Annotated in this window: 6 protein-coding genes and 1 pseudogene; 3 read left to right on the top strand and 4 right to left on the bottom strand. The window is 46.0% G+C overall.

The window, feature by feature from the left end; genetic code table 11:
- The first annotated feature begins 1 nt into the window (after position 1).
- The 3 genes from NTZ10_06150 to NTZ10_06160 are packed head-to-tail and all read left to right on the top strand — an operon-like array spanning position 2 to position 3,575.
- On the top strand, positions 2-1,312 hold the full coding sequence (locus NTZ10_06150) for an aminotransferase class I/II-fold pyridoxal phosphate-dependent enzyme (protein MCX5749806.1): 1,311 nt from the start codon (positions 2-4) through the stop codon (positions 1,310-1,312).
- Between the two features lie 2 nt (positions 1,313-1,314).
- On the top strand, positions 1,315-1,461 hold the full coding sequence (locus tag NTZ10_06155) for a hypothetical protein (GenBank protein MCX5749807.1): 147 nt from the start codon (positions 1,315-1,317) through the stop codon (positions 1,459-1,461).
- The gene (locus NTZ10_06160; GenBank protein MCX5749808.1) at positions 1,458-3,575 is read left to right on the top strand and encodes an ATP-binding protein; all 2,118 of its coding nucleotides are present in this window, start codon (positions 1,458-1,460) and stop codon (positions 3,573-3,575) included. Before NTZ10_06155 ends, NTZ10_06160 begins: the two co-directional genes overlap by 4 nt.
- On the opposite strand, the gene fabF is transcribed toward NTZ10_06160, so the two are convergent.
- From fabF to NTZ10_06180, 4 genes and pseudogenes are all read right to left on the bottom strand, one after another.
- The gene (fabF, locus tag NTZ10_06165) at positions 3,576-4,823 is read right to left on the bottom strand and encodes a beta-ketoacyl-ACP synthase II (GenBank protein MCX5749809.1); all 1,248 of its coding nucleotides are present in this window, start codon (positions 4,821-4,823) and stop codon (positions 3,576-3,578) included.
- 23 nt (positions 4,824-4,846) lie between these two features.
- Positions 4,847-5,727: pseudogene (locus NTZ10_06170) on the bottom strand (nitronate monooxygenase).
- A 66-nt stretch (positions 5,728-5,793) separates the two neighbouring features.
- The gene (acpP, locus tag NTZ10_06175) at positions 5,794-6,045 is read right to left on the bottom strand and encodes an acyl carrier protein (GenBank protein ID MCX5749810.1); all 252 of its coding nucleotides are present in this window, start codon (positions 6,043-6,045) and stop codon (positions 5,794-5,796) included.
- A gap of 34 nt (positions 6,046-6,079) precedes the next feature.
- Positions 6,080-6,628: SDR family oxidoreductase (locus NTZ10_06180; GenBank protein ID MCX5749811.1), on the bottom strand; the 549-nt coding region annotated here is incomplete at its 5' end.

Genomic DNA, 6,628 nt, shown 5'->3' on the forward strand with positions numbered 1-6,628 from the left:
GATGAACGAAAATATTTTAGATAAACAAGTTTCAGAGTTGATCAATGAATCAGAAAATATTCAGGTCGGCAAGCTAATACGGTCTTTAAAAGGGAAAAATGTCGGCGAACTGAATAAAAAAGCAATAATTACTTACCTGGTGATCTCCGCTCAAAACAATCTCGGAATATTTCCTTATAATAGATACATGAAACAAGGGAATAAAATATATTCAAAAATAATATCACCGGACGATAAAAAGGAAGTCGATTGCATTGTCTGGTGCAGCAATCACTACTTGGGGCTAAACAAAAATCAGAAAATAATAGATTATGCGGCAGAAGTTTTAAGTAGTAATGGAACGGGGTGCGGAACTTCAGCCGTGTCCGGAGGATTTAGTGAAATACATAAGAAGTTGGAAGAAGACTTAGCAAATATAGAAGGAAAACCGGAGTCAGTTCTTTTTTCAACGGGGTATACAACAAACCTCGGAGCAATAAGCGCTCTTGCCGATAAAAATGATCTGTTGATAATTGACAGGGAAAGCCATGCAAGCATAATTGATGCCGTAACAATGTCAGGGGCTGATTTCAGGGTGTTCAAGCATAATGATATAAACTATCTGGAAGACATACTGAAAAAAACAGACAGAAATAAATATAAAAATATATTTATCTTGACGGAATCAGTTTTCAGTATGAGCGGCGACGAAGCTCCTTTGAAAGAATACATTAAACTGAAAAAGAAGCATGGATTTTATTTGTATGTTGATGAAGCGCACGCATTTGGGTTTTACGGCCAAAAGGGTGCTGGCCTATGTGAGCATTTAGGATGTGGAGACGATACGGAATTTATTATGTCCACATTGAGCAAGGCAACAGCTTCGATAGGCGGATTTGTGGCAACGGAAAAATATTATTGTTCATACATTAGATTTAACTCCAACCCATATTTATTCCAAGCCAGCATTCCTCCGGTCGATGCGGCGGTGTCAATTGCGGCATTAAAATTGATCAGAGAAGACAAGACGCTGGCGAAGAAACTTTGGGAAAATACAAAAAAGTTTAGGGAAATGGTTAAAAAATCCGGATTCAATGTTGGGAATAGCAAAAGCCCTATTGTCCCGGTTTATGTATCTGACGAATCAAAATTATCACGATTATGCAAGGAACTTTTTAGCAATGGAATATTTACAAATTGGGTTTCATACCCGGTAGTTTCAAAAAAGCAGGGACGGTTAAGATTTGTGGTGACAGCTTCCCATACTAACGAGCATATAGAAAAAACAGTGCAAATATTAACGAAGCTTGGCAGGGATATCGGGATAATATAGATATGGAGATCAAAAAAGAAGAGCTGATCAAAATCGCAAAAGAAAAGGGAATTCCAGAAACAATAAAAATGCTGGCGGAAAATAAGATCACTATAAATATCACGATCAAGGAAATGCTCGATTGTTTTTTAACAAACGCAAATAAATGATAAAACTGATCGTTTTTATCAGCCAGATATCCCCTGTAATTGCTTCGGTGATCTGCATAATGCTGGGTTTGAGCGTTTATCTTTATAACAGCAGACTGAAAAGGAACAGGCTTTTCCTTATATTCAGCTTAATATTATCTATTTGGGCATTCTCCTGTTTTATGCAAAGTTACACGCACAGCTTTATGCTTGCACAATATTATGATATTGTGCTGTACTGCGCAGCGGTGTTTGCGCCAACAATATTTTTTCATCTTTCGGGTGAGTTCACAAAGATCAAAAGGAAGGGTTTGACAATAATATGCTACCTGGCAAGCATAACATTATTTTTTATGAACTTTTCCCCGGTATTCAGGTTCGGCGTGGTTTATTTGCAAGGCAACAGATTTGTCACCGTTCCTTCAATTGGCTGGTATATATATCTCGTGTTTTTTACTTCTATAGTAGGGGTTGCCCTTTACGATCTATACGATTTAATAAGAAGATCTTTTGGGCAGATAAAACTACAAGCCTATTATTTGTTGATTTCTTTCGGCTTTTTGATTATTGGAGGCAGTAGTTATTTTGCTTTGATAATGTTCAAGATCAGATATCCTGCAGATGCAATATTTAATTTAATATCTTCGACAGCACTTTCCTTCTATGAAATAACAATAGCTTATGCAATCACGCGGTATAGATTAATGGAGATCGAAGTAATAATAAGGAAAACGTTATTATATTCATCTCTCACTGCCGTCATTTCCGCCGTCTATTTTTCGCTGATCTATATCTCCGACTTCTTTTTTAAGACACTGACAGGTTACAACTTTATGTGGGTGACGATCCCATCACTGTTCGTGCTCGCCATCTTCTTTCAGCCGTTGAAGAACTACCTGCAGCAGAGGATTGACAAAACTTTTTTCAAAACTAGGTATGAGGCCGATAAAATAAGGGTCAAATTCTCGGACGGCATAAACAAGCTGATGAAGGTGGAAGACCTTGCCGAGTATATAAACAGGGCGGCATACAAAATATTCAAGTTGAGTGGGTGCGCGACGTATATTTTTGATGAGGACCAGAGAAAATATATCTGCTATGACGCGAGAGGGACTATGGCAGAGCAAAAAACAAAGACATTTTCGGATAACGACCCGCTGATCCTAGAGATCAAAAAAAGCCGGAAAGTGGTATTGAGGGACGAGCAAAAAGCGATGATGCAGCAGGAAGGGAATAATACCTCCAGGGTGCTTTACGAGGAGATGAAGAACATGAACGCGAGGATCTGCGTGTCCAGTCTTTCAAGAAAAAAAGATTACAGGCTGATCGCGTTCCTTATCGCCGACGAAAAAAAGTCCCAGGACCAGTTCACTTCGGAAGACATATTATTGCTGGAGACAATAGCCAGCCAGGCGGTCCTCAATATCGAGAACGCGGTGCTTTACCAGGCGATGATAGAGGCTAAAAAAAGGAAACTGCAGATCGAACGGCTATCGGACCTCGGGGCCGCGGCAGCGAATGTCGCGCGCGAAGCAAGAGCCGCTCTCGCGCCTATAATAAGCTTCAGCAGGCAGTTCGCGCGCAGGTGGGATGATCCCGGGTTCTTAAATAACGCCCAGGAATACCTTCCGTTCGAAGTCGAACGTCTCCGGCTGATCCTGACGGGGATCCTGGAATACTCAAGGGAATTCAAGTACGGTCTTGAGAGGATAAATCTTAAAGATACCGTCGGCAGCATGCTCGGTATAATAAAATTCGAAGCAAGGAACAAGAATATAACTCTTGAGGAAGACATAAACGATGACATCGAGATCAACGCGGACAAGGACAGGATCAGGCATGTCATGCTGAACCTGTTTATTAATTCGATGGAAGCCATGCCGTACGGCGGTAAAATTTCTGTTTCAGGAAAAAAAGAGGAAGGGAAAGTCGTCGTCAGGGTCTCCGATACGGGCTCAGGCATCCATCATAATACGATCGATAAAATATTCGATCCCTTCTACACCACCAAAAAGAACGCGATAGGACTGGGCCTTGCCATAGTCAGGAAAGTGATCGAGGGACACGGCGGCGCGGTAAGAGCTGAAAGCAGATCGGGGCAGGGAACAGATATTATAATAACGTTGCCGCAGTGATCAGCCGTTGAACTTCCTGGCTATAAGTATCGCATTATGACCGCCGAAACCGAATGAATTGCTCATAATAACATTTACCTTCATCTCTCGTCCTTTGTTCGGGACATAATCAAGATCACATTCGGGATCGGGGACACTGTAGTTGATCGTCGGGTGGACAAAACTATGTTTTATCGAAAGCACGCTGGCCGCGAACTCAACCGCGCCGGCTGCTCCCAGAAGATGCCCGACCATGGATTTTGTTGAACTTATCGCCACCTTCCTGGCATGGTCCCCGAAGACATCCTTTATCGCGAGCGTCTCTATCTTGTCGTTCATCTGGGTGGAAGTGCCGTGGGCGTTGATATAATCGATCTTGTCGGGGCTCAGGCGCGCGCTCTTAAGGGCGGCTTTCATCGCCCTGATGGCGCCGTTGCCGTCGGCAGCAGGCGCTGTCATGTGATAGGCGTCGCCGCTCATCCCGTAGCCGATGACCTCGGCGTATATCGTCGCCCCTCTTTTTTTCGCGTGTTCAAGTTCTTCAAGTATTACAATGCCGGAGCCTTCCCCCATTACAAAACCGTCGCGTTCTTTATCGAAAGGCCGCGATGCTGTTTCGGGAGAGTCATTTCTGCACGAGAGCGCCTGGGCAGCGCAAAAACCCGCGATACCGAGAGGGGTTATAGATGCTTCAGTGCCGCCTGATATCATGGCGGCCGCTTCACCTCTTCTGATGATCTCATAAGCGTCGCCTATCGCGTTCGTCCCGGAAGCGCAGGCCGTGGTCACGCACGAGTTAGGCCCTTTTGCTCCCGTATTAACGGACACCATTCCTGCCGCCATGTCGTTTATCATAAGCGGTACCATAAAAGGGGATGTCTTTCCCGGGCCTTTTTCTTTTAATATATGCGCTTGTTCTTCAAGGAACTGGATCCCGCCGATCCCTGAGCCGATAATGACCCCGATCGAAGGAGCGGTATCGGGATTTATCTCAAGGTTAGCATCTTTCAGCGCCATCTGCGAAGCGGCGACCGCGAACTGGATGAACCTGACCAGCCGCCTTGCTTCTTTTTTGTCAAGATAGGCTGACGGGTCAAAACCCTTCAGTTCGCCGGCGATTTGGCAGTCAAAGGCCGCGGGATCAAAATGAGTTATACGCCTTATGCCGCTGGTCCCCGCTTTTAAAGCTTCCCAGAAAGCGTCTTTACCGAGCCCGACGGGTGTCACGGCTCCGATGCCGGTCACTACTACTTTTTTTTGATCGCTCATCCTTTGTTATCCTCCTGAGAAGGTCAGGCCGCGGCAATTTTACCGCAGGCTTTTTGCGAAACGATGTCCAGGCATGCCTGGGATTCCCTCACCAGATCGTTGATAATATCAGCGGCCGGCCTGATGCGCCTGTCTTTGATCCTGCAGACTCTTTCTCCCGAAAAGACGAGGCCGTTGTCGACATCTCCTTTTTGGGATTTCTTAAGCACGTCAAATATGCAGTACTGCTTCGAGCAGTTTTTCAGGCAGTCATCGCAATAGGGGATGTCCGGATAAATGCCTTTGTCCATATTTTCCGTAAGCTTTGTTATAAGAGCCCTTCCTGGAAGGCCCACGGGACTTTTGATTATGATCACATCCTCTGGCTTTGTCGCTCTCTGGTGGACCGCTTTGTACTCGGGCGCGGCGTTACATTCCTCGGCCAGGATAAAACTCGTGGCTATCTGCACTCCGTCGGCGCCGAGACTTATCATCTTCGCGATCCTTTCGCCGTCGGTTATGCCTCCTGCCGCGATGACAGGGATATCGGACACGGCTTCTTTGACTTCTTTTAAAAGAGTCTCCGTGTCCTTATCAAGGGTGCCGAGATGTCCCTGGAAAAGCCCGCTCCGGAAGTAATAAAGTCGATCTTTTCCCTTATGGCGGTGTTGACGATCCCGAGAAAATCTTTCGCGGCATAAAGGATGTTGATCCCGATTATGCCGCCATTGGCTATCTTCCTTGCGATCCTTATCTCGTTGGCGAGCTCATCATGCTCCATTCCCGAGGCGCCAATGACACCAACGGCGCCGGTAGCGGCCACAGAGCCCGCGAGCTTTCCGGTGGATATCCTTATGGACATCCCTCCCTGTATGATCGGTATTTTTGCTACCAGATCGCCGATTTTAAGTTCCGGCAGTTTCATAATAAATAATACGGCCGACAGAACGTTTTTTAGTAAAACGCGTTGCCGAACGTCCTTAATGGGCCTTTAATTCTTGGAATGGGACATTACATACGTGACCGTGTCCCCGACAGTCTTTATCTTTTCGGCTTCCTCGTCAGGTATCTCAAGACCGAAAGATTCTTCAAGAGCCATGACCAGCTCTACGGTATCAAGGGAATCAGCTCCCAGGTCGTCGACAAAGGAAGCGGTCTTTGTCACCTCCGCGTCGCTCACCCCGAGCTGTTCAACGACTACTTTCTTAACGTCCTCAAATACTTTCTGTTCATCAAGTGCCAATTAACTCACCCCCTTTTAACTATTTGACTTTCCCTTACATGTACATCCCGCCGTTGACGTTGATGACCTGGCCGGTCACGTATCCCGCGTCGGACGCGAGATAGACAACAGCTTTAGCAACGTCACGGGGCAGGCCCAGAGAGCCCATCGGAATCTGAGCCTTAAGTTTTTCCTGGATATCGGCTGGCAGTTTTTTTGTCATCTCGGTGTCGATGAAGCCTGGCGCGACCGCGTTGACCGTAATCCCGCGGCTGGCAAGCTCTCTTGCCGCTGTCTTTGTCAGGGCGATCACTCCGCCTTTTGAAGCGGAATAATTGGCCTGCCCCGCGTTCCCCATCTCCCCGACGATGGAAGCGATATTTATTATCCTGCCGGACCTTTGTTTCATCATAACAGGGGAGACAGCCTTGATGCCGTTGAAAACGCTTTTTAGATTGACATCAAGCACCAGGTCCCAGTCTTCTTCTTTCATCCTCATTATCAGGCCGTCCCGCGTTATTCCGGCGTTATTTACCAGGATATCGATCTTTGCGAACTGGGAATGGACCGATTTGACCGCTTCTTCGAACTCTTTTGTGTCAGC

The organism is Candidatus Saganbacteria bacterium, from assembly GCA_026387835.1.
Taxonomy (GTDB): domain Bacteria; phylum Margulisbacteria; class WOR-1; order JAKLHX01; family JAKLHX01; genus JAPLKZ01.

Bases quoted from the DNA above. Each gene is read 5' to 3' on its own strand.
- NTZ10_06160 (MCX5749808.1), top strand. From the start codon at position 1,458: ATGATAAAACTGATCGTTTTTATCAGCCAGATATCCCCTGTAATTGCT.
- NTZ10_06155 (MCX5749807.1), top strand. From the start codon at position 1,315: ATGGAGATCAAAAAAGAAGAGCTGATCAAAATCGCAAAAGAAAAGGGA.
- NTZ10_06150 (MCX5749806.1), top strand. From the start codon at position 2: ATGAACGAAAATATTTTAGATAAACAAGTTTCAGAGTTGATCAATGAA.
- fabF (MCX5749809.1), bottom strand. From the start codon at position 4,823: ATGAGCGATCAAAAAAAAGTAGTAGTGACCGGCATCGGAGCCGTGACA.